This is a genomic window from Baekduia soli, from assembly GCF_007970665.1.
Taxonomy (GTDB): domain Bacteria; phylum Actinomycetota; class Thermoleophilia; order Solirubrobacterales; family Solirubrobacteraceae; genus Baekduia; species Baekduia soli.
This window is the reverse complement of sequence record NZ_CP042430.1, coordinates 420,387-444,766: the sequence shown is the minus strand read 5'-3', so window position 1 is coordinate 444,766 and position 24,380 is coordinate 420,387. Positions and strand designations below refer to the sequence as shown.

Annotated in this window: 22 protein-coding genes; 16 read left to right on the top strand and 6 right to left on the bottom strand. The window is 74.9% G+C overall.

The window, feature by feature from the left end:
* Positions 1-52: 52 nt before the first annotated feature.
* Complete coding sequence (locus FSW04_RS01950) at positions 53-343, bottom strand: metal-sensitive transcriptional regulator (RefSeq protein WP_146915693.1); 291 nt, start codon at positions 341-343, stop codon at positions 53-55.
* 154 nt (positions 344-497) lie between these two features.
* On the opposite strand from FSW04_RS01950, the gene FSW04_RS01945 reads away from it, so the two are divergent.
* From FSW04_RS01945 to FSW04_RS01935, 3 genes are read left to right on the top strand one after another with little or no spacing between them, the layout of a single operon-like run.
* Positions 498-722 carry a heavy-metal-associated domain-containing protein gene (locus FSW04_RS01945; protein WP_146915691.1) on the top strand — a complete coding sequence of 75 codons (225 nt, stop codon included), beginning with the start codon at positions 498-500 and terminating at the stop codon, positions 720-722.
* The gene (locus tag FSW04_RS01940) at positions 719-1,570 is read left to right on the top strand and encodes a hypothetical protein (RefSeq protein WP_146915689.1); all 852 of its coding nucleotides are present in this window, start codon (positions 719-721) and stop codon (positions 1,568-1,570) included. Before FSW04_RS01945 ends, FSW04_RS01940 begins: the two co-directional genes overlap by 4 nt.
* Positions 1,571-1,572: 2 nt before the next feature.
* Positions 1,573-3,852, top strand: coding sequence for a heavy metal translocating P-type ATPase (locus FSW04_RS01935; RefSeq protein ID WP_146915687.1), 2,280 nt, complete (start codon positions 1,573-1,575; stop codon positions 3,850-3,852).
* Here the strand turns inward: FSW04_RS01935 and FSW04_RS01930 are convergent.
* On the bottom strand, positions 3,849-4,700 hold the full coding sequence (locus tag FSW04_RS01930) for a VOC family protein (protein ID WP_146915685.1): 852 nt from the start codon (positions 4,698-4,700) through the stop codon (positions 3,849-3,851). The genes FSW04_RS01935 and FSW04_RS01930 overlap by 4 nt on opposite strands.
* 134 nt (positions 4,701-4,834) lie before the next feature.
* Here FSW04_RS01930 and FSW04_RS01925 point away from each other — a divergent pair, with 134 nt between their 5' ends.
* From FSW04_RS01925 to FSW04_RS01915, 3 genes are all read left to right on the top strand, one after another.
* A complete protein-coding gene (locus tag FSW04_RS01925; RefSeq protein WP_146915683.1) occupies positions 4,835-5,269 on the top strand; it encodes a GFA family protein in 435 nt (144 codons plus the stop codon).
* Positions 5,270-5,271: 2 nt separating this feature from the next.
* A complete protein-coding gene (locus FSW04_RS01920) occupies positions 5,272-6,303 on the top strand; it encodes an enoyl-CoA hydratase/isomerase family protein (RefSeq protein ID WP_146915681.1) in 1,032 nt (343 codons plus the stop codon).
* A gap of 126 nt (positions 6,304-6,429) precedes the next feature.
* Positions 6,430-7,458 (top strand): LLM class flavin-dependent oxidoreductase, encoded by a 1,029-nt coding sequence (locus tag FSW04_RS01915; protein WP_146915679.1) that lies wholly within the window; start codon positions 6,430-6,432, stop codon positions 7,456-7,458.
* A 9-nt stretch (positions 7,459-7,467) separates the two neighbouring features.
* Here the strand turns inward: FSW04_RS01915 and FSW04_RS25540 are convergent, their stop codons facing one another.
* A complete protein-coding gene (locus FSW04_RS25540; RefSeq protein ID WP_187369160.1) occupies positions 7,468-7,626 on the bottom strand; it encodes a hypothetical protein in 159 nt (52 codons plus the stop codon).
* Positions 7,627-7,634: 8 nt separating this feature from the next.
* Between FSW04_RS25540 and FSW04_RS01910 the strand changes: the two genes are divergently transcribed.
* Entirely contained in the window at positions 7,635-9,299 is a 1,665-nt protein-coding gene (locus tag FSW04_RS01910) for a class I adenylate-forming enzyme family protein (RefSeq protein ID WP_146915677.1), read from the top strand.
* On the opposite strand, the gene FSW04_RS25535 is transcribed toward FSW04_RS01910, so the two are convergent.
* Positions 9,296-9,622, bottom strand: a complete 327-nt coding sequence (locus FSW04_RS25535; protein WP_187369159.1) for a DUF1330 domain-containing protein — start codon at positions 9,620-9,622, stop codon at positions 9,296-9,298. The genes FSW04_RS01910 and FSW04_RS25535 overlap by 4 nt on opposite strands.
* Before the next feature lie 126 nt (positions 9,623-9,748).
* Here FSW04_RS25535 and FSW04_RS01900 point away from each other — a divergent pair, with 126 nt between their 5' ends.
* From FSW04_RS01900 to FSW04_RS01885, 4 genes are read left to right on the top strand one after another with little or no spacing between them, the layout of a single operon-like run.
* Positions 9,749-10,378, top strand: a complete 630-nt coding sequence (locus FSW04_RS01900) for an isochorismatase family protein (RefSeq protein ID WP_228430797.1) — start codon at positions 9,749-9,751, stop codon at positions 10,376-10,378.
* Positions 10,375-11,310, top strand: coding sequence for a ketopantoate reductase family protein (locus FSW04_RS01895; protein ID WP_146915672.1), 936 nt, complete (start codon positions 10,375-10,377; stop codon positions 11,308-11,310). Before FSW04_RS01900 ends, FSW04_RS01895 begins: the two co-directional genes overlap by 4 nt.
* Positions 11,303-12,403, top strand: a complete 1,101-nt coding sequence (locus tag FSW04_RS01890; protein WP_146915670.1) for an acyl-CoA dehydrogenase family protein — start codon at positions 11,303-11,305, stop codon at positions 12,401-12,403. Before FSW04_RS01895 ends, FSW04_RS01890 begins: the two co-directional genes overlap by 8 nt.
* Positions 12,400-13,467, top strand: a complete 1,068-nt coding sequence (locus tag FSW04_RS01885; protein WP_146915668.1) for an acyl-CoA dehydrogenase family protein — start codon at positions 12,400-12,402, stop codon at positions 13,465-13,467. Before FSW04_RS01890 ends, FSW04_RS01885 begins: the two co-directional genes overlap by 4 nt.
* 12 nt (positions 13,468-13,479) lie before the next feature.
* Here FSW04_RS01885 and FSW04_RS01880 read toward each other — a convergent pair whose 3' ends face one another.
* On the bottom strand, positions 13,480-15,678 hold the full coding sequence (locus tag FSW04_RS01880; RefSeq protein ID WP_146915666.1) for a putative bifunctional diguanylate cyclase/phosphodiesterase: 2,199 nt from the start codon (positions 15,676-15,678) through the stop codon (positions 13,480-13,482).
* 204 nt (positions 15,679-15,882) lie between these two features.
* Between FSW04_RS01880 and FSW04_RS01875 the strand changes: the two genes are divergently transcribed.
* From FSW04_RS01875 to FSW04_RS01850, 5 genes are all read left to right on the top strand, one after another.
* Positions 15,883-16,998, top strand: coding sequence for an amidohydrolase family protein (locus FSW04_RS01875; protein WP_146915664.1), 1,116 nt, complete (start codon positions 15,883-15,885; stop codon positions 16,996-16,998).
* Positions 16,887-18,146: an amidohydrolase family protein gene (locus tag FSW04_RS25530; RefSeq protein WP_321167699.1), complete on the top strand. Its 1,260-nt coding sequence runs from the start codon at positions 16,887-16,889 to the stop codon at positions 18,144-18,146. The genes FSW04_RS01875 and FSW04_RS25530 overlap by 112 nt, the downstream gene beginning before the upstream one ends.
* A gap of 75 nt (positions 18,147-18,221) precedes the next feature.
* The gene (locus FSW04_RS01860; protein WP_146915657.1) at positions 18,222-19,823 is read left to right on the top strand and encodes an acyl-CoA carboxylase subunit beta; all 1,602 of its coding nucleotides are present in this window, start codon (positions 18,222-18,224) and stop codon (positions 19,821-19,823) included.
* A 2-nt stretch (positions 19,824-19,825) separates the two neighbouring features.
* Positions 19,826-21,826 carry an ATP-binding protein gene (locus FSW04_RS01855; protein ID WP_146915655.1) on the top strand — a complete coding sequence of 667 codons (2,001 nt, stop codon included), beginning with the start codon at positions 19,826-19,828 and terminating at the stop codon, positions 21,824-21,826.
* Positions 21,823-23,484 carry a class I adenylate-forming enzyme family protein gene (locus tag FSW04_RS01850; RefSeq protein ID WP_146915653.1) on the top strand — a complete coding sequence of 554 codons (1,662 nt, stop codon included), beginning with the start codon at positions 21,823-21,825 and terminating at the stop codon, positions 23,482-23,484. Before FSW04_RS01855 ends, FSW04_RS01850 begins: the two co-directional genes overlap by 4 nt.
* On the opposite strand, the gene FSW04_RS01845 is transcribed toward FSW04_RS01850, so the two are convergent.
* A complete protein-coding gene (locus tag FSW04_RS01845) occupies positions 23,481-24,368 on the bottom strand; it encodes a helix-turn-helix transcriptional regulator (protein ID WP_146915651.1) in 888 nt (295 codons plus the stop codon). The two genes, FSW04_RS01850 and FSW04_RS01845, sit on opposite strands and share 4 nt — an antisense overlap.
* Between the last annotated feature and the right edge of the window lie 12 nt (positions 24,369-24,380).

Here is a 24,380-nt window from a genome sequence, read left to right as displayed (position 1 = left end):
TCCCGCAACCGGCCGTACGCTATCCGGTGCGGCCGCCGCGCGGCCGCGCGGGCTAGCGCACCAGGCGCCCGAGCGCCTGCATGAGCTCGTGCGTCATCTCCTCGCGGCGCTCGGGCGTGCCGGAGGCCATGCAGTGCTGGACATGGCCCTCGGCCAGCCCGAGGGCGACCTTGTCCAGCGCGGCCTTGACCGCGGCGACCTGCTGGAGGACGTCCGGGCACCAGCGGTCCTCCTCGATCATGCCCTGGATCCCACGGACCTGGCCCTCGATGCGCCGCAGGCGCTTCTGGAGGTCGTCCTTGGAGGCGGTATAGCCGCGGGTGATGTCGGGCGCGTCGGGCATGAAGGGGGATGATACCTGGGGGGAGTACTGGGTCGCCCGACGCCCTCTGTGCTCAGGATCACAGGCTTCCGGGCGTGCCGGCCCTTGCGCCGACACCGGGTGGGTGTATGCTCCTAAATACTCCCCCAGGGTATCTGAGCAAAGGATCGCGATCATGGCCCCCTCCTCCCCCGCCCCCTCCACCCGCGTGTACCGCGTCGCGGGCATGACGTGCGAGCACTGCGTCCTGTCGGTCACCGAGGAGGTGGCCCGCGTCGACGGGGTCGACGCCGTCGACGCCGAGCTCGCCGACGGCTCGGTGCGGGTCACGGGCGAGGGCTTCAGCGACGCCGACGTCGCCGCGGCCGTCGCTGCGGCCGGCTACGAGGTCCTTCGATGAGCGTCACCGCGCGGCTCGCAGGTTTCGCCGCCGTCCTGGCCCTCGTGTTCGGGGCGACGATGGCCGTCGGCAGTGTCGCCGGCACCAAGCCCGGGCGCGCCACCGAGCCGCCGGCGATGACCGGGATGGCCGCCGGGCACGGCGCCGCGGAGGCCCCGCGCGGCCTGGGCGTCGCCGACGACGGGCTCCGCCTCGTCACGGAGGGCCCGGCCACGCGGCGCCCAGGCGAGACGCGGCCGTTCACGTTCCGTATCGTGGATCGCGACGGGGCGACCGTGCGCGACTTCGACGTCGAGCACACCAAGCGCCTGCACCTGATCGCCGTGCGCCGCGACCTCACCGGCTACCAGCACCTCCATCCCGTCCAGACCCCGGACGGCTCGTGGTCGGTCCCCCTGGGGTTCGCGGAGGCCGGGGTGTACCGCGTCTACGCCGACTTCACCGCCCACGGGCGCGAGAAGACCACGCTGGCCACCGACGTGTTCGTCCCCGGCGACTTCCGGCCCCGCCCGCTGCCGGCCCCGGCCACCCACGTCGCCGCCGACGGCTACGACATCACCCTGGAGGGCACGCCGAGGGCCGGCGCCGAGGGCGACCTGCGCTTCTCGGTCTCCAAGGACGGCCGGCCCGTCGCCGTGCAGCCCTACCTGGGCGCCGACGGCCACCTCGTCGCCCTGCGTGAGGGCGACCTGGCCTACCTGCACGTCCATCCGCAGGAGTCGCCGGGGTCCGGTGGGCCGATCCGGTTCATGACGGAGTATCCGTCGGCCGGCCGGTACCGCCTGTTCCTGCAGTTCCGGCACGACGGCGTCGTCCACACCGCCGCGTTCACCCAGGTGGTGCGCTAGCCATGGCCGCCGATCCCGCCACGACCGCGACGGCCGTCGAGCACGTCGAGCTGCCGATCACCGGCATGACCTGCGCCTCGTGCGCGAACCGCGTCGAGCGCCGGCTCAACGGCCTCGAGGGCGTCACGGCCACCGTCAACTACGCGACGGAGAAGGCCGCGGTCGCGTTCGACGCTGCGACCGTGGCGCCGGAGGACCTCGTCGCCGCCGTCCGGGCCGCGGGCTACGACGCCGCGCTGCCCTCGGCCGGCGACGACGAGCCCGCGCAGGCCGGCGCCGAGGCCGACGAGACCGCGCCGCTGCGTCGCCGGCTGCTCATCACGGCCCCGCTCTCGCTCGTCGTGCTGGTGCTCTCCATGATCTCCGCGCTGCAGTTCGACCACTGGCAGTGGCTGGCGCTCCAGCTCGCCACGCCCGTCGTCGTCTGGGGCGCCTGGCCGTTCCACCGCGCCGCCTGGGTCAACCTGCGCCACGGTGCGGCCACGATGGACACGCTCGTCAGCCTCGGCGTGCTCACGGCCTTCGTGTGGTCGATGTACGCCCTGTTCCTCGGCGACGCCGGCACGACCGGCATGAAGATGCGCCTCAGCCTGTCGGCGTCGGGCGGCGACGAGCTCTACCTCGAGATCGCGTCGGTCGTCACCTCCTTCCTGCTGGCCGGCCGCTACTTCGAGGCGCGCTCCAAGCGCCGCGCCGGTGCCGCCCTGAAGGCGCTGCTGCAGCTCGGCGCCAAGGACGTCTCGGTGCTCGGCGCCGACGGCGGCGAGCGGCGGATCCCCGTGCAGGAGCTGGCGGTCGGGCAGCGGTTCGTCGTACGGCCCGGCGAGAAGGTCGCCACCGACGGCGTCGTGGTCGAGGGCGCCAGCGCCGTCGACCAGTCGCTGCTGACGGGCGAGTCCGTGCCCGTCGAGAAGGGCCCGGGCGACGAGATCGCCGGCGCCTCGGTCAACGCCGGCGGCCGCCTGGTCGTCCGCGCGACGAGGGTCGGCGCCGACACGGCGCTGGCCCAGATCGCGCGCCTGGTCACCGAGGCCCAGACCGGCAACGCCGCCGTCCAGCGCCTCGCCGACCGGATCTCCGGCGTGTTCGTCCCGGTCGTCATCGGGATCGCCATCGCCACGCTGGGCTTCTGGCTGGGCTCGGGCGCCGACGTGAAGTTCGCGCTGACCTCGGCCGTGGCCGTGCTGATCATCGCCTGCCCGTGCGCGCTCGGGCTGGCGACCCCGACCGCGCTGCTGGTCGGCACGGGGCGGGGCGCCCAGCTGGGGCTGCTCATCAAGGGCCCCGAGGTGCTCGAGTCCACGCGCCGGGTCGACACGATCGTGCTCGACAAGACCGGGACGGTCACCACCGGGCGCATGTCCCTCGTCGACGTGGTCGTCGCCGACGGGACCTCGCGGGCCGACGCGCTGCGGATCGCCGGTGCCCTGGAGGACGCCTCCGAGCACCCGATCGCGCAGGCCGTCGCCCGAGCCGCCCGGGACGAGCTGGGCCCGCTGCCCGCCGCCGAGGGCTTCGCCAACCGCGAGGGCCTGGGCGTCGAGGGCGTCGTCGACGGCCACGGCGTGCAGGTCGGCCGGCCGTCGCTCGTGGCCGAGTGGAGCCTGCCGGTCCCGTCCGGGCTGGACGCCGCGCGCCACGCCGCCGAGCAGCAGGGCCGCACCGCGGTCCTGGCCGCCTGGGACGGTGCGGTGCGCGCGCTGCTGGTCGTCGCCGACACCGTCAAGCCCAGCTCGGCCGAGGCCGTCGCCCGGCTGCGCGGGCTCGGCCTGCGCCCGGTGCTGCTGACCGGCGACAACGCGGCGACCGCCCGCGCGGTGGCGGCCGAGGTCGGCATCGACGAGGTCATCGCCGAGGTGCTGCCCGCCGACAAGGCCGCGGTCATCCGCCGCCTGCAGGACGAGGGCCGCGTCGTCGCGATGGTCGGCGACGGCGTCAACGACGCTCCCGCGCTCGCCCAGGCCGACCTCGGCCTGTCGATCGGGACCGGCACCGACGTGGCGATCGAGGCCAGCGACCTGACGCTGGTCTCCGGCGACCTGCGCGCGGCGGGCGACGCGATCCGCCTGTCGCGCGCGACGCTGCGCACGATCCAGCAGAACCTGACCTGGGCGTTCGGCTACAACATCGCCGCGATCCCGCTCGCCGCCGCCGGGCTGCTCAACCCGCTCATCGCCGGGGCCGCGATGGGCCTGTCGAGCCTCTCCGTGGTCGCCAACGCGCTGCGGCTGCGGCGGTTCCGGTCGTCCTACGGGGCGGCCCCGGCGGAGCGCGCGTCCTAGAGGTCCTTGTTCTCGGGCGTGAAGCGGCTGGCGGTGAACGTCGCGCCCTGCGGATCGGCGAGGACCGCCATGCGGACCCAGGGCGCGTCGAAGGGCGCGACGACCACGCGGCCGCCGAGCTCGGTCGCCCGTGCGGCCACCGCGTCGGCGTCGTCGACGCCGAACGTGACGGCCCAGTGCGCGGCGCCGGGCTCGTCGTCGCCCATGACCAGCAGGCTCGCGACGACGTCCTCGAAGCGGGCCGGCGCCCCCATCGCGGCCATGCCCTCGCGCATGCCGGGGTTGCGCTGCTCGAGGACGTCGCCGTACCCGGCCAGCGCCCAGGCGGTGCCGTCGCCGACGGGCAGCGGCTCCCAGCCGAAGACCGCGCCGTAGAACGCGGCGGCGCCCCCGGCGTCGCGCGTGTGCAGGACGTTGAAGTTCAGCGAGCCGGGCTCGTTGACGACCGCGGCGCCCCGGTGGCGGCGCGCCTGCCACAGCGAGAACACGGCGCCCTCGGGATCGGCGACGACCGCGGTGCGGCCGGCGTCGCCGACCTCGAAGGGCTCGGTCAGCACGCGGCCGCCTGCGGCGCGCACCCTCTCGGCGGTCGCGTCGGCGTCCTGCACCCAGATGTAGGTGTTCCAGGTGGCGGCGGCCGCCGCGCCCTCGGGCTGCGAGCCGACGGCGCCGACGTCGCCGCCCGGCAGGCGGGCCATGAAGTACCGGCCCGGGGCCTCGGGCGGCGCGACGTCCTCCAGCTCCCAGGCGAACAGGCCGGCGTAGAAGGCGGCGGCGGCCTCCGGGTCGGGCTCGGTCGCGTCGATCCAGCACGGCACTCCGGGGATGTAGCGGTCCTGCTCGGTCATCGTCGCTCCCTCGGTCTCGCGGTCGGAGCCACGGTACGAGCGGTCGAGGTCAGGTTCGGTCCGCGGGGATGCGGCGGCCGTGGCGTGCGGCCGCGGACCACCCGGGTGTCGGGATCCCCACATAGGATCCGTCCATGTCCGACGACGCCATCCCCGCCCCGTCGCTCCCGCTGACCGGCGGCTGCGGATGCGGGGCCGTCCGCTTCGAGATCGACGAGCCGCTGGTGGGCGCCGCCTACTGCCACTGCACGCGCTGCCAGCATCGCAGCGGGACGGGGTTCCAGGCCTCGGCCCGGGCCGCGCCGGGATCCGTGCGCCTCACGGCCGGCGAGGAGCATCTCCGCGCCTGGTCGCCCGGCGGCCTGGACAAGGTGTTCTGCGCCCTGTGCGGATCGGCGGTGCTCGCCCGTCAGGCGGGGAGCGGGGAGATCGAGATCGTGCGGATGGCCGCCATCGACGGCGACCCGGGCATCAGGCCCTCGGCCCGCCAGTTCACGGCCTACGCGGCACCGTGGGAGCCGATCCCCGACGACGGGCTGCCGCGCCACCCCGAGCGCCTCCCCGCGTGACGATGCCCGACGTGCAGCCCGCCTCCGAGGTCCGGACGGCCGTCGACGCGCCCGTCGGGCGCATCACGCTGAACCGCCCGAAGGCCATCAACGCGCTGACCACGGTCATGGTCGGGGCGATCGCCGCGGCGCTCGACGCCTGGGAGGCCGACGACGCCGTCTCCGTGGTCGTCCTCGACGGCGCCGGCGAGCGCGGCTTCTGCGCCGGGGGCGACATCCGGATGTTCCGCGAGAGCGCGCTGGCCCGCGACGGGGCGGCGCTGGAGTTCTGGGCCCGGGAGTACGCGCTGGACGCGCGGATCGCCGGCTACCCCAAGCCGGTCGTCGCGATCATGGACGGCATCGTCATGGGCGGGGGCATCGGCCTGGCCGGCCACGCGAGCCACCGGGTGGCGACCGAGCGGCTGCGCGCGGCCATGCCCGAGGTCGGCATCGGCTTCTTCCCCGACGTCGGCGGCACGCACCTGCTCGCCGCCGCGCCCGGCCGGACGGGCACGCACCTGGCGTTGACGGGGTTGCCGATCGGGGCCGCCGACGCGGTCGCCATCGGGCTCGCCGACGCCGTCGTCGACCACTCGCGCCTGGACGAGCTGATGGCGGCGCTGGGGAGCGACACGCCCGACGCGGCGATCGCCACCGTGGCCGCGGCGAGCGCCGAGCCGCCGCCCGGCGGGATCGCCGCCGACCGCGCCTGGATCGACGCGTGCTACGCGGCGGGGTCGGTGGCCGAGATCGTCGGGCGCCTGGAGGCGCGCGAGGAGGACGCCGCGCAGGCCGCGGCCGCGACGATCCGCACCCGCTCGCCCACGGCGCTGGCGGTGACGCTGCGCGCGCTGCGCTCCGACGCTGCGCGCTCCTCGCTGCAGGCCTGCCTGGAGCAGGACCTGCGCATCGCCGAGGCGTTCCTGCAGACGCCCGACTTCGTGGAGGGCATCCGCGCCGTCGTGATCGACAAGGACCACGACCCGCACTGGGACCCGCCGGGCCTGGGCGACGTGACCGACGTCGACCGGTACTTCGCGCCGCCGGCCTGACGACTGGCGCTTGGGCCAGTCGTCACGTGCGATCGCCCGGAGGAAGGTGGGGCGACCACCGCGACGGAGGCACGCAATGAGGATCGGGTACCTGATCGACACCAACCGGGGGCCTACGACCAGCCCATGCCGGGCCGCGAGGACGTGGCCGACACGATGGACGGGATGATCGAGGAGGGGATCATCGCCGAGAAGGCCGGGTTCCACTCGCTCCAGGTGCCCCACCGCCACGGCCGGACCGAGTGCTACCTGCCCGGGCCCGAGCAGTTGCTGACGGTGCTCGCGCGCGAGACCTCGAAGGTCGCGATCGGCACGTTCACGCACATCAACACGCTGTATCACCCGATGAAGGCCGCCGAGCAGTACTCGGTCATCGACAACCTGTCGCGCGGTCGGCTGTACACGACGGTCTCGCGCGGGTTCCACCCGGGCTACTGGCAGCAGTTCGGCGTGCCGCAGGAGCGCATGCTCGGTCGCTTCAAGGAGGCCATGAAGGTGTGGCAGCTCGCGTTCGAGGGGGAGCGCTTCGACTTCGACGGCGACTTCTACCAGGTGCAGCAGGGGCTGCTCGCGCCCCAGCCGTGGCAGCGGGGCGGCTGGCCGATCTGGGGTGGCGGCAACGCCAGCCCGGCGGCGATCCGGCGCTCGGCCGAGTTCGGTGACGCCTGGACCTGCGACCCCGGCCCGCTGATGAAGCCGCAGTGGGACGAGCGCACCGGCGCCTACCGCGGGTACGCCGAGGAGCTGGGCAAGACGCCCTTCATCGTGCTCATGCGCGACGGCTGGGTCGCCGACAGCTTCGACGACGCGGCCAGGGCGTTCGGCACCCACTTCGTCAACGAGATGCGCTTCTACGTGCGCCAGGGCATCTACACCCAGCACCCGGACTTCCAGACCGAGGACGACATCACCGCCGAGCGCGTCGCGCCGCACCTGATCATGGGCAGCCCCCAGCAGTGCATCGAGCAGCTCGAGCGCTACCACGAGGAGTTCGGGGTGGACTACTTCACGCTGCGCTTCCGCATGGTCGAGGGCCCGCCGCTGGCCGAGGTCGCCGAGCAGATCCAGCGCTTCGGCGAGGAGGTCGTCGCGCCGATCCACAAGAAGTACCCGGCGATCGACCACCCCGCGATCCCCGAGGCGTGCCGCTGGTGAGCGTGGCGGTCACGGCGCGGCCGCTGCGGCCCCGCCGGCGAGGTCGCGGGCCGGGCTGCGGCCCAGCGTGAAGCCCTCCTGGCCGTTCCGGGCCGGTGATGTCGCGTGCAGGCCGAACCGGTCGGCGACGTGCTCGAGGTTGACGACCGCGGGCGGCTCTGGTGGCATCCGCGCGCATGTCGTCCGCCGAGCCCCTCGCCGACACGATCGGCGGGCTGCTGCGGGCCGCGGCGGACCGGTGGCCCGGCGCCGAGGTGGTGGTGGCACCGGGCGCGCCGCTGACCTTCGGCGACCTCGACGCGCGGGCCGACCGCGCCGCGCGCCTGCTGCTGGCGGCGGGGGTCCGGCCCGGCGACGCGGTCGGGATCCTGCTCGGCCCGGGCGCCGACTTCCTCGCCGTCGCGTTCGGGGCCCTGCGCGCCGGCGCGACCGTGGTGCCGGTCAACGAGCGCTCCAAGGCCCACGAGCTGCGCCACGTCGTGGCCCATGCGCAGCTCCGCGTCCTGGTGACCTCCGGGCCGACGGCGGAGAACCAGGACTTCGTCGCGCTCCTGCAGACCGCGTTCGGAGGCGGCGAGGACCGGTGGTCGGACGGCGCGCCGCTCCTGCGGTCCGTCCTCGTGCTCGACGCCGACGGCCCGGGATGCGGCGCGGGCTTCACCCCGGCCCACGCCCTGGCGGAGGCGGCGCACGCGGTGACGCGCGAGGAGCTCGCGGCGCGCGAGCGGGGCCCGGCGGGCGGCGACATCGCGATGATCATGTACACGTCGGGCACCTCGGCCGAGCCCAAGGGCTGCATGGTCCCGCACGGGGCATTGGTGCGACAGGGGTGGGCGCTGGCCGCCGCGCGCTGGTCCCTCGGGCCCGGCGACGCGATCTGGTGCCCGCTGCCCCTGTTCCACAACGGCGGCTGGGCCGCGCTGGTGGCCTGCCTGAGCTCGGGCGCCGGCTACTGCCACACCGGCCGCTTCGAGCCCAGCCGCGCGCTGCGGCTGCTGGCCGAGCACCGCTGCACCCACGCGGTCCCCGCCTTCGAGACGATCTGGCTGCGCATCCTCGAGCACCCCGACTTCGCGGCGGCCGACCTCGGCGCGCTGCGGATCGTCGTCAACGTCGGCACGCCCGAGCGCCTGCGCCAACTGCAGGAGCGGATCCCGCACGTGGTCCAGCTCTCGAACTACGGCGCGGCCGAGGCCACGGGCTACTGCACGATGACGCTGCCGTCCGACCCGCTGGAGCTGCGGCTGGCCTCGGGCGGCCACCCGCTGCCGGGCATGGAGGTCCGCGTCGTGGAGCCCGGCGGCGACCGCGACGTCGCGGCCGGCGTCGAGGGCGAGATCCTCTTCCGCGGATCGATGCGGTTCGCGGGCTACTTCCGGGCCCCCGAGCTCACCGCAGCGGTGATCGACGACGAGGGCTGGTTTCACTCCGGGGACCTCGGCCGGCTCGACGCCGACGGGCGGCTGACCTACACCGGCCGGATCAAGGACATGATGAAGGTGGGCGGCGAGAACGTCTCGGCCGCCGAGGTCGAGACGTTCCTGGCCACCCACCCCGCGGTGGCGATCGCCCAGGTGGTCGGCGTGCCCGACCGGCGCTACGTCGAGGTCTGCGCGGCGTTCGTGCAGCTGCGCCCCGGGGCGGCGTGCACCGAGCGCGAGCTCATCGACCACTGCCTCGGCCGGATCGCGACGTACAAGGTCCCGCGCTACGTGCGCTTCGTCGAGCAGTGGCCGATGTCGGCGACCAAGATCCGCAAGGGAGCGCTGCGCGAGCGCCTGCAGCGCGAGCTCGACGCCCTGGGCGTCGTCGAGGCGCCGGCGCCGCGAGCGGCCGGCTAGGCCATCAGCCGCGTCTCCTCCGACCACTCCAGCGCCGGGAAGGCGGCCATCCGCTGCCGGGCCGACGCGAGGCGCAGCTCGCGCACCGAGGCGTACTCGGGCGATCCGTACCAGGCGTCGAGCTGGGCCTGGGACGGGAACCGCAGCAGCACCACGCGCTGATAGGGCCAGTCGCCCTCCATCGGCGCGGGGGTCTCGCTCTTGATGACGATCTCGCCGCCGTGGGCGGTGAAGGAGTCCACGTCGAACTGCTCCTCGTAGCGCCGGTAGGTCTCGCGGTCGTCGATGCCGTCGACCAGCAGCAGGGCGTACACGTCGGGCACGGAGGCCTCCTCGTGGTGGTGGGGCCTCGACCGTCGACCATTCCCCGGGCGCGTGCAACTGGTGGATCCGCCAACGCCGCCGCGGCGCCGGGCGACCGGGCGGGATCCTCCGATAGATTCGCGACCGTGGACCACGACACGCTCGGCGAGTTCTATGCGAGCCGCAGGATCGGACACCGCACGGGGTTCGGCGAGCGCGCCGCGGTGGTCGTCATCGACATGTCCGAGGCGTTCTGCGACCCGGCCTACGACGTCGGCGCCCCGATGGACGCCACCGTCGAGGCCATCGCGACCCTGCTGGAGCACGCGCGCGCCCGCGGCGTCCCCGTCGTGTACGCCACGATGGCCTTCGACGCCGCCGACCCCGAGGCCAGCGCCGGCATGTGGGGCCGCAAGGTCCCGGCGCTGCTGCAGCTCGTCGACTCCGACCCGCGCGCGACCGGCGTCCACCCGCGCCTGGCCCCGGCGGAGAGCGACGCGTCGTTCATCAAGACGCGCTCGTCGGCGTTCTTCGGCACGCCGCTGGAGGAGCTGCTGGAGACGATGGACGTCGACACGCTGATCGTCACGGGCTGCTCGACGTCGGGCTGCATCCGGGCCACCGCCCTGGACGGCGTCTCGCTCGGCTACCGGATCGTCGTGCCCGAGGAGTGCGTCGCCGACCGCGCCGAGGCGCCGCACCGCGCCAACCTCGCCGACATCGACGCCAAGTACGGCGACGTCCTGGCGCTGTCGGAGGTCCTCGAGCGCCTGTGAGGATCGCGATCGTCGGCGTGGGCGCCATGGGCGCGGTCTACGCCGGCCTTCTGGGCCGGGCGGGCAACGAGGTCTGGGCCATCGACGTCGACGAGGAGCACGTGGCCGCGATGCGCGAGCGCGGCCTGCGCGTGGAGGGCGCCAGCGGCGACAGCACCGTGGCCGTGCACGCCACCACCGACGCCGGCGAGGCCGGCGAGGTCGACCTGGTGGTCATCGCGACCAAGGCCCATCACGTGCAGGATGCGGCCCGCGCCGCCGCGCCGCTGCTCGGCGACGACACGCTCGTGCTCTCGATCCAGAACGGCCTGGGCAGCGCCGACCGCGTCGCCGCCGTCCTCGGCGAGGACCGGGTGGCGATGGGCGTCGTGGGCGGCTTCGGCGCCTCCATCCGGGGACCGGGGCACGTGCACCACCACGGGCTCGAGCTCGTGCGGCTCGGGGAGCGCCGCGGACCGGTCAGCCCGCGGATCGAGCGCGTGGCCGACGTCTGGCGCGCGGCCGGCTTCACCGTCAACACCTACGACGACGTGCACAAGCTCGTGTGGGAGAAGCTCATCTGCAACGTCGCCTTCTCCGGGCCCTGCGCGATGACGGGGCTCACCATCCAGGGCATGCTCGACAGCCCGAGCGGCTGGTGGGTCTCGTCGTCGTGCGCCGAGGAGGCCTACGCCGTGGCGCGCGCGATGGACGTCGACCTCGGCTTCGACGACGCGTCGGCCTACGTCCGCGCCTTCGGGGAGAAGATCCCCGGCGCGCGGCCCTCCATGCTGCTCGACGTCCTGGCGGGACGGCGCACCGAGGTCGACGTGATCAACGGGGCCATCGGCCCCCTGGCGCACGAGCACGGGGTGCCGGCGCCCGTCAACGAGACGGTCACGGCACTCGTGCGCGTCAAGGACGACCAGGCCGGGCAGGGCCACGGTGGCTGAGCCCCTCGCCGAGCTGCGGTCCGAGGTCGCCGCCTTCCTGGCCGCCGAGCAGGCCACCGGGCGCTTCGCACCGCGCTGCGACGCCTGGATGCGCGGCGTCGACCGTGGGTTCTCGCAGGACCTCGGGCGCCGCGGCTGGCTCGGGATCACCTGGCCGACGGCCTACGGCGGCCGCGGGCAGCCGCACCTGGCGCGGCTGGTGGTCACGGAGGAGCTGCTGCGCGCCGGCGCGCCCGTGGCCTCCCACTGGATCGCCGAGCGCCAGATCGGCCCCGCGATCCTCCGCTACGGCACCGAGGCGCTCAAGCACGAGCTGCTGCCGCCCATCGCCGCCGGCGAGCTGACGTTCTGCCTGGGGATGAGCGAGAGCGAGGCCGGCTCCGACCTGGCCGCCGTGCGCACCGTCGCGCAGCGCGACGGCGACGGCTTCCGCGTCACGGGCACCAAGATCTGGACGACGAACGCCCACCGGGCCGAGTTCGCCTACGTACTGGCCGTCACCGACTCGGCGGCCGGCAAGGCCGGACGGCTCAGCGAGTTCGTGGTCGACATGCGCACGCCCGAGGTCGAGGTCCGGCCGATCTACGACCTGGCCGGCGAGCACCACTTCAACGAGGTGTTCTTCGACGGCGCGTTCGTCCCCGAGGGCCGGGTGATCGGCACCGTGGGACGCGGCTGGGAGCAGGTCACCGCGCAGCTGGCCTTCGAGCGCGGGGGTCCCGAGCGCTTCATGAGCACCTACCCGCTGCTGCAGGCGCTCGCCGCCGGCGCCGAGCGCGACGCGTCGGCGGCCGAGGCGATCGGCGGCCTCGTCGCCCGCCTGCGCGGCCTGCGGACCCTGGCCTGGGAGACCGCGCGGCGCATGGACGCCGGCGAGGCGCCCGCCCAGGCGGCGGCGATCCTGAAGTTCCTGGGCACAAGCTACGAGCAGGACCTGCTCGAGACGGCCCGGCGGCTGCTGGAGCCCGGCTCGGAGGCCACGGCCGCCATGCTCGCCGACGTGCAGCTCGCGATGCCCGGCATCTCGCTGCGCGGCGGCTCCACCGAGATCCTGGCCGGCATCATCGCCAAGGACGCGGAGGTGGCCCGGTGACGCGCGAGGAGGCGCTGCTGCTGGAGCGGTCGCTCGAGGAGGCGCTCGCGCCGCTGCACCCGGCCGACTGGGATCCGCCCGACGACGGCAGCCTCGCCGCCGAGGCGTGGGCGCTGTGCGCCGAGCTGGGCTGGGATCACGCCGGGCTGCCCGAGGACCTGGGCGGCATGGGCGACGACGTCGGCCCCCTGGTGATCCTCGCGCAGGCCGCGGGCCGCCATCCGCTGGCGATGCCGCTCGTCGAGACGGCGCTCGCGCGCTGGGCGCTGGCCACCGCAGGGCTCGAGCAGCCGCCGGAGGGCGCGATCCTGACGGTCGCCCACGACGGCGATGCCCTCGCGCTGCGCCCCGCGCCCGGCGGCCCGGAGGCGACCGGGCGGCTGGCCCGCGTGCCGTGGGCGCGCCACGCCCGGGCGCTGGTGGCGGCCGGGCCGGACGGCGCGCTGGTGGTCGTCGACCTCGAGGGCCCCGGGGCGGCCGTGGAGCCGCACGTCGACCTCGCCGGTCAGGCGCGCGACGACGTCGTCCTGGACGCCGTCGCGGTCGCCGCGGCCGACGGCTCGGAGGGGCGGCGCGCGGCCGCGCTGCTGGCGCCACGCGCCGAGGTGCTGCGCAGCGCGCAGATCGCCGGCGCTCTGGGCCGCGCGCTGGCCCTGACGCGCGAGCACACGTCGCGGCGCAGCCAGTTCGGGCGCCCGCTGACGCGCTTCCAGCTCGTCGGCGCGCACCTGGCGACGATGGCCGCCCACGCGGCGCTCGTCGACGCGATGCTCGACGACGCCTGCCGCGCCGAGGACGACGCGGCGCTGGCCGCGAGCGCCGGGAGCCTCGCGCTCATCGCCGCCGAGGCGGCGACCGAGGTCGCCCGCAGCGCGCACCAGTGCCACGGCGCGATCGGGGCCACGCGCGAGTACCAGCTGCACCACTTCACCCGGCGGCTGTGGTCGTGGCGCTCGGACGGCGGCGGCGAGCGTCGCCGCGCGCGCACGCTCGGCGAGCGCGCCCAGGCGGCGTCGGCCGCCGAGCTGTGGGCCGGGACGGAGCCCAGCCCGCTGCGGGGCTGACCGGGCGGGCGCTCAGGCCGCGGCGCGGCCGGCGGGCTCGGCCGCGGCGAGCCGGGCGAGCTCGTCCGCAGGGACCGGGCGCCCGAGCAGGAAGCCCTGGCCGCGGTCGCAGCCGCCGGCGCGTAGGTGCTCGTAGACCGCGGCGGTCTCGATGCCCTCGGCGACGACAGAGACGCCGAGGTCGTGTCCGAGCCGGGTGATCATCCTGACGATCGCGCCGTCGTGGGCGTGGCCGTCCATGCCGAGCACGAACGACTTGTCGATCTTGAGCTCCTGCACGGGCAGCCGGCGCAGGAAGCTGAGCGAGGACGACCCCGTGCCGAAGTCGTCGAGCGACAGCCGCACCCCGAGCGCGTGGAGCTGGCCCATCACCCCGATGACCCGCGGCGGGTCGGCGGCCACGATCGTCTCGGTGACCTCGAGCGTCAGGGCGCGGGGCGGCACGCCGTGCTCGCGCAGGAGCGCGTCGACCGCGGCGGCGAAGCCGATGTCGATCAGGTTGGGCGCGGCGAGGTTGACGGCCACGTCGAGGTCCAGGCCCGCGGCGCTCCACGCCGCGCGCTGGGCCAGCGCGCGATCCAGGACGCGCCCGGTGAGCAGGGACATCAGGCCGCTCTGCTCGACGAGCGGCAGCAGGACGTCGGGCCCGAGCAGCCCGTGGACGGGGTGCTGCCAGCGCACGAGCGCCTCGGCGCCGGCGATCGCGCCCGAGCGGAAGTCGATCAGCGGCTGGTAGAGCACGACGAGCTCGTCGGACTCGATCGCCTCGGGCAGCTCGCCCATGAGCGCCAGGCGCTGCGTCGAGGAGCTGTCGCGGGCGGGGTCGTAGACGCTGTGACCGAGCCCCTCGGACTTGGCGCAGTACATCGCGATGTCGGCCCGCTGCACCAGCGCCGTCAGGTTCGGCGCGTGCTCGGGGTACATCGCGATGCCGACGCTGGCGCGCACCCGCAGCGTCAGCCCGCTCAGTGCCACCGGGCGGTCGATGATCGCGCGGATGGCGCAGGCGGTGCGCTCGGCCTCGGTCAGCGTGACGCCCGGGCCCAGCACCACGGCGAACTCGTCGCCGCCGAGGCGCGCGACGAGGTCGGCCGCCGGCGCACCGGCGGCCAGCCGCGGGCCGATCTCGCTCAGGAGGCGGTCGCCGGCCTGGTGGCCGAGGGTGTCGTTGAGCTCCTTGAAGCCGTCGAGGTCGATGATGAGCAGGGCCACGGCGCGATCCTCGCCGACGGCCGCGGCGATCGCGGCCTCCAGGCGCTGGAAGAGCTTGCGCCGGTTGGCCAGCCCGGTCAGCGGGTCGTGCAGCGCGTCGTGCTCGCGCTCGGCGGCGAGGTGGCGCAGCTCGCGCTCCAGCCGGCTGCGCTCGGTCGCGTCGCGCATGTTGAGGACCAGGCCACGGACGCTGGGGTCGCCGAGGCGGTCGGAGACGACGACCTCGAACTCCCGCAGCCCGCCGTCGGCGTGGCGCAGGTGCAGGGGGATCGTCCGCACGAGGCCATGCTGCCGGGCGGCGTCGTCGACGAAGGTGTGCAGGGCCGCGTGATCGTCCTCGTCGACGAGGTCCAGCAGCGACGTGCCGCTGAGGTCGGCGGGGTCGTGGCCCAGGACGGTCCGGATCGGCTCCGCCTGCCAGGTGATGACGAGGTCCTCGCCCAGGACCGTCACGACGTCGGTGGAGTTCTGCACGAGCGAGGCCAGCCGCTGCTCGCTGGCCTGGAGGCGGCGCAGGGCCGCGAGGAGGACCTGGAAGAGCGGAGGGGCGATCGCGAGGCCGAGCGCGCGGGCCAGGTCGGCTCGGATCTCGACCGCGCCGCGGGTGGCGTGGGCGAGCAGCAGCGCGGCGACCCACAGCGCGTAGCGCGCCATGGCGCCGCGCGGGCCGCCGTACAGCGAGCGGAAGGCCAGGCCGAAGAGCGGCACGAACGGGCTGCCGGGCGCGATGTGCATCAGGACGAGCAGCGCGGGCACCTCGACGAGGTCGGCCGCCCGGCGGAACGCGCCGCGCCGGGCGCCCGACAGCCAGCTGGCGCACAGCACGAGGGCCGCGGCCGCCCCCAGCGCCCGAACGGCCACGGGCGCGTCCGCGCCGGCGATCATCACGGTCGCCTGGACCAGGCTGGCCAGGGCGGCCCCGAGGAACATGCGCCGCAGCCGCGTCAGCGGGGACGTGGGCGTGCGGCCGGGGCGATGGAGTCGGGCGGGGAGGGGCATGGCGGGCGACCGCTCGACGCTGCCCAGCGGTCACCCCTGAGGTCGGCCACGGGCGCCAGACCTGTATGCCGCAGCCGTGGGATGGCGCACACAGGGCGCGGCCCGCCGGGGCGCCCGAGGTTGGCCGCGGGGCCCCGAGATGGCATGCTGGACGGTGCCGCAGCCCCCAGGGGTCCACATCCCGATCCGCAGCAGGAGTGAAGCATGAGCGAAACAACCCTCGCGCCAGGTTCACCGAGCTCCCTCGCCCAGCGCGACTTCGTGGTGGACTGCGACTCCCACAACCTCCCGATGCTCGACGACCTGCGTCCGCACCTGCCGGCCCGCTGGCGGGAGTACCTGGACACCTACGGCCTGCGCACGCTCGGCGAGATGGGCATCGTGCGCGCCCGCTGGATGGCCTCCCGCGCCGACTCCTGGTCGCCCTCCGGCAAGCTGCCCGGCTCGGACCCCGAGTTCTTCATCGAGCAGCTGCTCGACCGCGAGCACATCGACATCGCGATCCTCAACTCGATCATGATGTCGGTGCAGATGTTCGTCGGCGGCAACCAGCCGCAGGAGTTCACCAACGCGCTCATGGCGGCCACGAACGACTGGGTCGCCGAGCAGTGGCTGGATCGCGACGACCGCCTGCGCGCGTCGATCTGCACCCCGTTCGAGGACCCCGAGTCGCTCGTGGCCGAGGCCGAGCGCTGGGCCGACGACGATCGCTTCGTGCAGATCCAGATCCCGTTCCGCACGCAGAAGCCGCTGGGCCACCGCAAGTACTGGAAGCTCTACGAGCTCTGCACGGGGCGCGGCATGCCGCTGGCGATGCACCCGGGCTCGACGGGCAACAACCTCATCACCGGTGCGGGCTGGGTCTCCTACTACTACGAGGACCACGTCGGGCTGCCCCAGGCGCTGTTCAACCAGATGGCCAGCATGGTGTGCGAGGGCGTCTTCGAGCGCTTCCCGGACATGAAGATCGTCATCCAGGAGGGCGGCTGGTCGTGGGTGGCGCCGTTCCTGTGGCGCTTCGACCGCGCGTTCGAGCAGCTCAAGGGCGAGGTGCCCCACCTGCAGCGCCGGCCCTCGGAGTACATCCGCGAGCACTTCTGGTTCACCACGCAGCCCATCGAGGAGCCCGAGCGCCCCGAGCAGTTCCACGAGGCCCTCGCGGCGCTGGACATGCCCGGCCGGCTGTTGTTCTCCAGTGACTACCCGCACTGGGACTTCGACCCGCCCTCGGCCCTGCCGACGTCGCTGGACGACGACCTGCGCCGCGCGATCCTCGGCGGCAACGCCAGGGCCGTCTACGACCTTCCGGGCGCCCGCTGACCGCTGCGGGTCCCCCGGAGTCCGCGGCGGTCGCGTCGCTCGGCGCCGAGCTCGAGGCGCTCGGCCCACCCGGCGGCGGGATCATCGACGCCCACACCCATCTCGGCCTCGACGAGGACGGGCGGTCGCTGGACCTCGCGAGCCTGCTCCGGCAGCTCGACGAGGTCGGCCCGGACGCCGCGGCCTGCGTCTTCGCGCTGCACGACCCCCAGCGCCACCCGGCCTACCGCGCCCCCAACGACCGGATCCTCGCCTGGGCCGCGGAGTCCGGCGGCCGCCTGTTCCCCTACTGCCGCCTGGACCCGGCCGACGACCCGGTCGGCGAGGCGCAGCGCTGCCTCGGCCTCGGCGCGCGCGGCATCAAGCTGCACCCGCGCGCCCAGGCCTTCGGCTTCGGCAACGCCGCCGCGGAGGCGATCTTCGAGGTGGCGCGCGACGCCGGGGTGCCGATCCTGATCCATGCCGGCCGGGGGATGCCGCGGATGGACCCGCTGGCCGACCTCGCGCTGCGCTTCCCGGAGGTGGCGCTCGTGCTCGCCCACGCGGCGATCGCCGACCAGGGCATGTTCGCCAGCCGCCTGGCCGGCCACCCCGCGGTCCTGTACGACACGTCGACCCTGTCACCGGCCGACGTCGTCGAGCTGTTCGCCCGCGTGCCCGCCGAGCGCATCGTCTTCGCCTCCGACGCCCCCTACGGGCAGCCCGACGCCGGGCTCTTCCTCACCCTGCGCGCCGCCGCCTACGCGGGACTGGACGCCGGGGAGCGGGCGCTGGTGGCCGGCGGGACCATGCGCGCGGTGCTCGAGGGCGGGCCGCCGCCCTCGGCGACCGCGCCCCGGCTCGCGCCCGACCGGCTCGTCAACGGCCGCCTGGCGCGGGTGGGCACCTATCTGGCGATGGCCTTCGGCGGGGCCATGGGCGCGGGCCCACCGCTGCGGCTGCCTCCGGCGATGCCCGGCGTGGTGCTCGCCCGCGCGGCGTGCCGCGACCCCGACCCGGGGGCCGCCGGCCCGGCGCTGGAGCGCGTCGACGGGCTGCTCGCCGCGGCCGAGCAGCTCGCGGCGGCCGACGCCGACTCGATGCCCGCGTTCTTCCTGCTGCGCGCGGCCGCGGTGATCGCGGCGACCGAGCCGCTGCCGCAGCCCTGACCCGCCGCCGCGTGGCCGCCGGTCCGTCGGTCAAGATGGCGGGATCGCTGAGCCCGACGATCCCCAGGCGGTCCGATGACGACGCTGGCCAGCGCGGTGGACCTCGCGTCGGAGGGCTACGCCCGGCGGCGCCAGGCGATGCTCGGCCTCGTCGCGCGGCTCGACGAGTTGCTCGCGCAGACGCGCGCCGGCGGGGGCGAGCGCTACGTGCAGCGCCATCGCGAGCGGGGCAAGCTGCTGCCGCGCGAGCGGATCGAGCTGCTGCTCGACCGCGACACCGCGTTCCTCGAGCTGCAGCCGTTCGCCGCCTACGAGACGCCGTTCGCGGTCGGGGCGAGCACGGTGACGGGGATCGGCGTCGTGGAGGGCGTCGAGTGCGTGATCGTGGCCAACGACGCGACGATCCGCGGCGGCACGATGAACCCCTACACGCTGCGCAAGGCGATCCGCGCGATGGAGATCGCGATGGACAACCGGCTGCCGTTCATCTCGCTCGTCGAGTCCGGGGGCGCCGACCTGCCGACGCAGGCCGAGCTGTTCGTCCCGGCCGGCGAGGGGTTCCGCCGCCAGGCCCAGATGTCGCGGGCGCGCATCCCGAACATCGCCGTCGTGTTCGGCAACGCCACCGCCGGCGGCGCGTACACGCCGGGGATGGCCGACTACACGATCTTCATCGAGGACCGCTCGAAGGTGTTCCTCGGCGGGCCGCCGCTCGTCAAGATGGCCACGGGGGAGGAGTCCGACGACGAGGCGCTCGGCGGCGCCGGGATGCACTCGCGCGTCTCGGGCCTGTCGGACTACCTGGCCCTCGACGAGCGCGACGCGCTGCGGCTGTGCCGCCAGGTCGTGCGGCGGCTCAACCGGCGCAAGCACGGGCCGGGCCCGACGGTGCTGCCGGTGCGCGAGCCGTGTCACGACCCCGAGGAGCTCGCGGGCATCGCCGCCACCGACCTGCGCGAGCCCTTCGACATGCGCGAGGTGCTCGCCCGCGTGGTCGACGCCTCCGACTACGACGAGTTCAAGCCCGCGTACGGCACGTCGCTGACGACGGGCTGGGCGGCGATCCACGGCTTCCCGGTCGGGGTCATCGCCAACCAGCGCGGCATCATCTTCAGCGAGGAGGCCCAGAAGGCCACGCAGTTCATCCAGCTGTGCAACCAGGCCGACGTCCCGCTGCTGTTCCTGCACAACGTCACGGGCTACATGGTCGGCCGCGAATACGAGCAGCGCGGGATCATCAAGCACGGCGCGCAGATGATCAACGCGGTGTCCAACTCGACCGTCCCGCACATCTCGGTGATCTGCGGCGGCTCCTACGGCGCGGGCAACTACGGGATGAGCGGCCGCTCCTACCGGCCGCGCTTCCTGTTCGCGTGGCCCAACGCGAAGGTCGCGGTCATGGGCGGCGCCCAGCTGGCCGGCGTGCTGTCGATCGTCGCCCGGGCCGCGGCGGCCGCCCGCGGCGAGGCCGTCGACGAGGCCGCCGACGCCGCGATGCGCGAGGCGGTCGAGGCCCAGATCGAGGCCGAGTCGCTCGCGCTGCCCATGTCGGGGCGCCTCTACGACGACGGGATCATCGACCCGCGCGACACGCGCACCGTCCTGGGCCTCGCGCTCTCGGCCGTGCACGCCACCACCGTGGAGGGCGCCGAGGGCTTCGGCGTCTTCCGCATGTGACGATGGCCGCCCCGCGCGACATCACCCGCCTGCTCGTCGCCAACCGCGGCGAGATCGCCTGCCGGATCATCCGCACCGCGCGAGCGATGGGCCTGCCGACGGTCGCGGTCTTCTCCGACGCCGACGCCGACGCGCCGCATGTCGCGCAGGCCGACGTCGCGGTGCGGATCGGCGCCGCGGCGCCCTCGGCCTCCTACCTGCGGGCCGAGGCGATCGTCGACGCCGCGCGGCGGACGGGCGCCGACGCGGTGCACCCGGGCTACGGCTTCCTGGCCGAGAACGCCGACTTCGCGCAGGCCTGCGCCGACGCGGGCCTGCTGTTCGTCGGCCCGTCGCCGCAGGTCATCCGCGACATGGGGTCCAAGCTCGGCGCCAAGCGGATCATGGCCGGCGTCGGCGTGCCCGTGCTGGCCGACGCCGATGTCAGCGGCCTGGACGGCGAGGCGCTGGCGGCGGCGGCCGCCGGGGTCGGGTACCCGCTGCTCGTCAAGCCGTCGGGGGGCGGGGGCGGCAAGGGCATGGCGGTCGTCGGCCGCCCCGAGGAGCTGGCGGCGGCGGTGGCGGGCGCACGGCGCCTGGCGCGTGAGGCGTTCGGCGACGACGCGCTGCTGCTCGAGCGCTACGTGACGGCGGGCCGGCACGTCGAGATCCAGATCCTCGGCGACCACCACGGCACGGTGACCCACCTCGGCGAGCGCGACTGCTCCCTGCAGCGCCGCCACCAGAAGCTCCTGGAGGAGGCGCCGTCACCCGCGGTCGATCCGGCGCTGCGGGCCCGCATGGGCGCCGCCGCGGTCGCCGCGGGGGCGGCGATCGGCTACGTCGGGGCGGGCACCGTCGAGTTCCTGCTCGCCGACGACGGGAGCTTCCACGCGCTGGAGGTCAACACGCGCCTGCAGGTCGAGCACCCGGTGACCGAGATGGTCACGGGCACCGACCTCGTGCGCCTGCAGCTCGAGATCGCGATGGGGGTGCCGATCCCGGAGGCCGCGACCGCCCCCGCGCCGCAGGGCCACGCGATCGAGGTGCGGCTCTACGCCGAGGACCCGGTGGCCGGCTTCCTGCCCCAGACGGGGACGCTGACGCGCCTGGAGGTGCCGGCGCGGCCCGGCCTGCGCGTCGACGCCGGGGTGGCGGCGGGCTCGGAGGTCTCGCTCCACTACGACCCGATGATCGCCAAGGTCATCGCCCACGGCGCCACGCGCGCCGAGGCGACCCGCCGCCTGGCCGCCGCGCTGCGGGCGGCCGAGATCGACGGCGTGCGCACCAACCGCGACTTCCTCGTCCGCGTGCTGGAGTCGCCGGCATTCGCCGCCGGCGCGATCGGCATCCACCACCTGGAGCGCGACGACGCGCAGGCCCTGCGCGCCGACCTGCTCGACGGGGCGGCGCGGCGTGCGGCGGCCGCCGCCGCGGCACTCGCGGGCCAGGCCGCCCGCCGCGCGGCGGCGACCGTGCAGCGCACGCTGCCCAGCGGGTGGCGCAACAACCCGGCCGTCGACCAGGAGGCGCGCTTCGCCGACCGCGACGACGAGCTCGTGGTCGCCTACCGCTTCGGGCGGGGCGGGCTCGAGCACCTGCTCGTCGACGGCGAGCCGCTGGCCGCCGACGTGCGCCTGGCGGGCGCGGATCCCGGGGCGGTCGTGCTCGAGCTCGACGGCGTGCGGACGCGCTTGGGGGTGCGACCCGGCCCGGAGGGCGCCGTGCACGTCTCCGGGCCCACGGGCGCCTGCACGCTGCGCGAGCTCGAGCGCCTCCCCGACCCGGCCGCCCAGGCCGCGCCCGGCTCGCTGCTGGCGCCGATGCCGGGCAACGTGGTGCGCGTCGACGTCGCCGTCGGCGACGCCGTGCGCGCCGGGCAGGCGCTGCTGGCGCTCGAGGCGATGAAGATGGAGCACGAGATCGTCGCCCCGGCCGACGGCCGCGTCGCCGAGCTGCCCGTCGCCGTCGGGATGCAGGTCGACGCCGGGATGCTGCTGGCGGCGATCGAGGAGCCGGGGTGACCGGGTTCGACGTCACGAGCCTGCACCACCGGCGCCCGGTCGACCGCGTCAACCGCGTGAGCATCGGCGACCTGCTCGAGCGCGTCACGTGGAGCTTCCCCGACAAGGAGGCGATCGTGACGTGGCCCGGCGCGTTCGCCGACCCCGCCCACGAGCGCCTGACCTACCGGCAGGCCGACGCGCTGGCCAACCGCGTCGCCAACGCGCTCCTGGGCCGCGGCCTGCGGCAGGGCGACACGGTGCTCATGTTCTGCGAGAACTCCGTCGAGGCCTACATCCTGAAGTTCGGCGTCGCGAAGGCGGGGCTCACCGTCGCGCCGCTGAACCCGATGCTCGCCCCCGACGTCGTCGCCCACCTCATCGAGCGCCTGGAGCCTGCGCTCTGCGTCGTCGACGCCGAGCTGTGGCCGCGCTGCGAGGTGGCGTTCGCGCAGGCCGGCACGCGGCCCGACGTGACGATCGAGATCGGCGGCGGCGCGGTGGCCGGGAGCGCGTCGTTCGGGACGTTCGTCGCCGGGGCCGCGACCACCGAGCCCGACGTCGAGATCCACGGCGACGACATCTGGGAGATCGTGTTCACCTCGGGCACGACGGCGATGCCCAAGGGCGCGATGATCTCGCACACCTACAGCCACTTCGCCGCGTTCACGTTCGCGCTGACCTACGGGCGCGGCAACCGCATCGAGAGCGACATGAAGCTCTTGAGCTTCCTGCCGGTCGTCTTCCACATCTGCGACACGATCATGAGCTTCCCGGCGTTCGTGGTCGGCGGCACGCTCGTGCTCGGGCGGCGCTTCGACGCGGCGGGCATCGCGGCGGCCGTCGAGCGCGAGGGGGTCACGGCGCTCTGGGGCGGGTCGCCCGCGATGCTCGCCGAGCTCGCCGACGCGATCGAGGCCGGCGGCCACGACGTGCGGTCGCTGACCTCGGTCGTCTACGGCTGGACGAGCGCGGCACCCGCGCTCATCGACCGACTCAAGGCGCTCGCCGGCCCCGACCTCGTCACCTGCGAGGCCCTCGGCCAGACCGAGGCGATCTCGGCCCACCGCTTCTGGCCCGACAAGTGGCCCGAGGTGTTCCGCGCCACGGCGCCCGAGCTCAACTACGTCGGCGTGCCCAACCCGCTCCTGGCCGCCGACCTGTGGGACGAGGAGGGCGGGTCGCTGCGCGGCCGGCCCGGCGTCCCCGGCGAGATCGTCTACCGCTCGCCGGTCGTGACCGCGGGCTACTACAAGGACGAGGAGGCGACGGCCGAGGCGTTCCGCGGCGGCTGGTTCCACTCCGGCGACGTGTGCGTCTACGACGAGGACGACCTGAAGATCATGGTCGACCGGTCCAAGGACATCGTGAAGTCCGGCGGCGAGAACGTGTCGAGCATCCGCGTCGAGGCCGTGCTCCTGCAGCACCCGGCCGTGCGGCGCGCCGCGGTCGTCGGGTTGCCGCACGAGCACTGGGGCGAGGCAGTCACCGCGTTCGTCATCCCGGCCGAGGGGCAGGACGTCGACGCCGACGGGCTCATCGGGTTCTGCCGCTCGCGGCTGGCGGGTTTCGAGACCCCGAAGGCGATCATCGCCGTCGACAGCCTGCCGACGACCGTCGGCGACAAGGTCCGCAAGTACGAGCTGCGCACCCGCCACCGCGGCCACTACACCGGCTAGCTGCGCGCCGTCCCGGACGCCTCCCACGCGCCGTCGGGCGCGGCCGCGAACTCCTGCGCCCCGACGACCTCGAGCAGCCGCAGCTTCTCGGCGTCCTCGGTCCCGGGCGTCGCCGTGTAGACGAGCAGCACCTGCGCCTCGCTCTCGGCGACGAGCGTCTGGCAGTTCACCTCGATCCGGCCGACCTGCGGGTGCATGAAGCGCTTGCGCTCGTCCGAGGGCCGGGCGGACACGTCGTGCTCGGCCCAGCGCGCGCTGAACTCGGCGCTCGCCGCGTGCAGCGCCGCGATGAGCGCCAGCCCGCGCTCGTCGCCGGGGTGGCGGGCCATGGCGATGCGCAGGCCGCCGACGAAGCTGCGGGTGAGGCGGTCGTGGTCCTCGGGGGCGTAGCGCGCCCGCGCGGCCGGGTCGGTGAACCAGCGGTAGTGCAGCGAGCGCGCCGGGTCGCCGGGTGCGTAGTGGGTCTGGTCGCCGAGCAGCGCGACCGCCGCCGGGTTCTGGACGAGCGTCTCGCCGAGGTCGGTCGCGACCTGGGCCGGCGTGTCGAGGCGATCGAGCACGCGCAGCAGCGCCGGGCTGACGTGGTCCGAGCGCGAGGCCCGCGCCGGCGGGGTGTGGCCCGCCAGCCGGAAGAGGTGGTCGCGCTCGTCCTGGCTCAGGCGCAGCGCGCGGGCGATCGCGGCCAGCATCGGCTCCGACGGCTGGGGCCCGCGGCGCTGCTCCAGGCGCCCGTAGTAGTCGGTGGACATGCTGGCCAGCAGCGCGACCTCCTCGCGGCGCAGGCCGCTCGTGCGGCGCCGCGCGCCGCGCGCGAGCCCGACGTCCTCTGGCTGCAGCGCCTCGCGGCGGCGGCGCAGGAAGTCGGCGAGCTCGATCCGGTCCATCGCCCCAGTATG